The sequence below is a fragment of the Vibrio sp. MED222 genome (assembly GCF_000153005.1).
Taxonomy (GTDB): Bacteria; Pseudomonadota; Gammaproteobacteria; order Enterobacterales; family Vibrionaceae; genus Vibrio; species Vibrio tasmaniensis_A.
Map to the genome: position 1 here is coordinate 707939 of NZ_CH902608.1, position 2389 is coordinate 710327.

The window sequence follows — 2389 nt, forward strand, 5'->3', positions numbered from 1 at the left end:
TCGTTTCCGCTCGACTTGCATGTGTTAGGCCTGCCGCCAGCGTTCAATCTGAGCCATGATCAAACTCTTCAATTTAAGATTTTGTGACTCAACGAATACTGACTTCAAAGCTACTATGTAATTCTAAAGCTATTACCATTCCAACAGAATGGTAATGAATTGACTGTGCCGAATAACTACAAGTAGTTAAACGTATTGGTCACTCAGTTCATTGAAATCAATTTTGATTCCGAAGAATCTGTTTTATCTAACGATAAAACGTTTTGATATTCATCAACGAGTGCCCACACAGATTGATAGGTTTAAATTGTTAAAGAGCTTCTCTTCGTTGTGACTTACATCACTTCGGAAGAGGCGGCCATTCTAGCTATTTAATTCTCAGTGTCAAACACTTATTCGGAATTAATTTCTACTTTTAAAAAGTAAAAGCGAATCATCGCTTAAAGCTAGTTGCCTTACTAACATTCTTCGCTGAAGCCTTATGGCGTCTGCCGTGTCAGTGAGGCGGCATTATAGAGATGCAGCTCTCATTGGCAAGCATTAAATACGTTTTTTATTTAAAAAAGAGGTTAAGTGAAGACATTTCAACCAAGGGCTTATTTATACAACTTTCAACCCAAGTTTCGAACAAACTACCCACAAGAACCTGTGGATAACTACTCACCATTATCAAAAAAGTAAGATAAACGAGCCCTAGGGTTTAGATATTCTCTAACTTGCTCCGGTAACTTGCTTGGATGAACTGCATTGACAATTTTTATCTCTTTAGTAAATAGGTCAATGATCGGGGCTTGGGTTCTTGGAACGCTAGGATCATAGATCAGTACGTTCGGATAAAGCATATGTTTGGCATTAACCGAAATCACGATTCCAATTGATTCATTGGAAAGCTGCACGACAGTACCCGGCGGATAGACTCCCATGAACTTAACCAATAGACTCAAATTATCCTGACTATATAGATGTTTGCAGTTCTTATATAAGTGGGACAATGCCAAGTATGGGATCATTTGTTGAGATTGCGCTTTACCATGACAAAGATTATCGAATGCGTTAGCCACTGAAACTATTTTGGTTAGTTCATCTATCTCTTCTTCTTTTAAGCCTTCAGGATAACCAGAGCCATCGTTCATTTCATGATGTTGAACGATTACTTTTTTGGCACTTTCAGGAAAGTCATCAATTCCAGAGACAATATCAGCACCATATTTCGTATGAAGTTTTAGGTAATTCTCTTCCGGTGCTGTCAGCGTACTCTGCTTTCTAAGTATTGCAGCTGGTATTTTGATCTTTCCTACATCATGGAACAAAGCAGCAAAAGAAAGCGCTTTCAATTGTTGAGTATTGTAGCCTTTAGCTTTACCTATCATTAACGCAACGACAGAGACATTTAATGTATGAAAGTAAATGTCTTCAAAGTCAGCTTTAGCATTCATAAGATGTAAGGTAACGCTATCGTCACTTGCCAGTATTTCAACAATATCATCAACTAGACTTTTAACCTCTCCTACCGCATCTATAGGTCGGTTACGAATTTTTGTCATTACTGAACGCATTCGAGCAAGCGAGCGCTCGAACTCTTTCTCACAATGACTGACTCTACGACGGTAAGAGCTTAGGGTTTCGATACGTTCATGCTTATCTTTCCACATCCTTTCAGTTTCAAGGCTTATCTGTAGATCTGAATCGGCCCCTTTATCTATCTCGTGATTAGAAGGTAAAGGTGCAGTATCGCTTTGACTTAGATTTATATAGACATGCTTAATCCCAAGATGCCGAATTATTTTCACTTGAGCGTCATCTTTTATTTTGAAGCTGTTGAATAAAAATGGGTGTTCGTTCCATTTTAGGGGGAGTCGTATGTGTAGGCCGGGCTGGATGCGATCTACAGTAATCTTTATGCTGCCCATATTTATATAATATTGATTAATAATCTATATTTATAATTCTAATAAAACCACACGGGAATTTCACTATCCAATTTCACAGGTTCAACTTAAAGAATCACAATGCACCATCCAACGAATACCGAACTTATCTTCCACTTTACCAAATCTAGCGCCCCAAAACGTATCTGCGAGTGGCGTCATTATTCGCCCTCCTTGTTTAAGCTTCTCAAAAATTTTCTCTTGAGTCGCGGTATCCTCGGTAACCAAGGAAAGTGCCAGATTGTTCCCTTCAAGTTCTTTAGCTTTAACGCCATCAGACATCATGAGCTTCATACCAAATGCTTCGAACTCAGCGTGCATAACCCAACTAGGTTGTGCCCCCTCTATTACCTGAGGAGCATCACTAAAGAGTTGCTTCGATAAAACAACACCACCAAAGCATTTATGATAAAAATCTAACGCTTCACTACAACGACCATCAAAAAACAAGTAAGGGGTTA

The 2389-nt window shown here is 38.8% G+C and carries 2 protein-coding genes; both read right to left on the reverse strand.

Features of this window, described 5'->3' with window-relative positions:
- Positions 1–656: 656 nt before the first annotated feature.
- The gene (locus MED222_RS07465) at positions 657–1910 is read right to left on the reverse strand and encodes an HD-GYP domain-containing protein (RefSeq protein ID WP_009847713.1); all 1254 of its coding nucleotides are present in this window, start codon (positions 1908–1910) and stop codon (positions 657–659) included.
- Between the two features lie 81 nt (positions 1911–1991).
- A partial coding sequence (locus tag MED222_RS07460) for a VOC family protein (RefSeq protein WP_009847714.1) occupies positions 1992–2389 on the reverse strand: 398 nt, incomplete at its 5' end.